Origin of the sequence: Aneurinibacillus sp. UBA3580, assembly GCF_002375825.1 — a bacterium.
Taxonomy (GTDB): domain Bacteria; phylum Bacillota; class Bacilli; order Aneurinibacillales; family Aneurinibacillaceae; genus Aneurinibacillus; species Aneurinibacillus danicus.
In genome coordinates this window covers 66,259-67,124 of sequence record NZ_DFMZ01000023.1, presented here as the reverse complement: position 1 = coordinate 67,124, position 866 = coordinate 66,259, and the positions used below count along the sequence as shown (strand labels likewise).

Genomic DNA, 866 nt, shown 5'->3' with positions numbered 1-866 from the left:
TCGCGCTCATGCCAGAGCGGCACATTTTCGTAGGCAGAAATCATATGTCCGCGAATAACACGGGCAAGCCCGGACATATTCTCGCTGCCAATCGGATTGCGTTTGTGCGGCATGGCAGACGACCCTTTCTGCCCTTTTGCGAATGCTTCTTCCACTTCGCGCGTTTCGCTCTTTTGCAAGCCGCGCACTTCCACCGCGAATTTATCGATAGAGGTTGCAATCAGTGCCAGTGTCGCCATGTATTCAGCATGACGGTCGCGCTGCAGTGTCTGCGTGGAAATCGGAGCCGGTTTCAATCCCAATTTTTTGCACACATACTCCTCCACGAACGGATCGATGTTGGCGTATGTCCCGACCGCTCCCGAAATCTTTCCATATGCAATCGTTTCTTTCACGCGACGGAACCGCTCCAGATTCCGCTTCATTTCTTCGTACCAGAGCGCCATCTTCAAGCCGAATGTTGTCGGCTCGGCATGCACGCCATGCGTACGCCCCATCATCACCGTGTATTTGTGCTCCTGCGCCTTTTCCTTCAGAATGTCGACGAAACGAACCAAATCCTGCTCGATGATTTCATTTGCCTGCAGCAGCAAGTACGACAGCGCTGTATCCACTACATCCGTAGATGTCAGACCATAGTGAATCCATTTCTTCTCGTCACCTTCAATTGTTTCGGAGACGGCCCGCGTAAAAGCCACCACATCATGGCGCGTTTCCTGCTCGATTTCGTAGATGCGGTTTACGTCAAAGCTGGCGTTTTTCCAAAGCTTTTCTACATCTTCCTTCGGAATAACGCCAAGCTCGGCCCAGGCTTCACAGGCCAGAATCTCGACCTTCAACCAGGCCTTGAATTTGTTTTCCTCTGT

At 51.8% G+C, this 866-nt stretch carries 1 protein-coding gene; it reads right to left on the bottom strand.

Features of this window, described 5'->3' with window-relative positions; genetic code table 11:
- Positions 1–866, bottom strand: an 866-nt coding sequence (purB, locus tag B2899_RS03735; RefSeq protein WP_286884134.1) for an adenylosuccinate lyase, incomplete at both ends; no start/stop codon positions are given.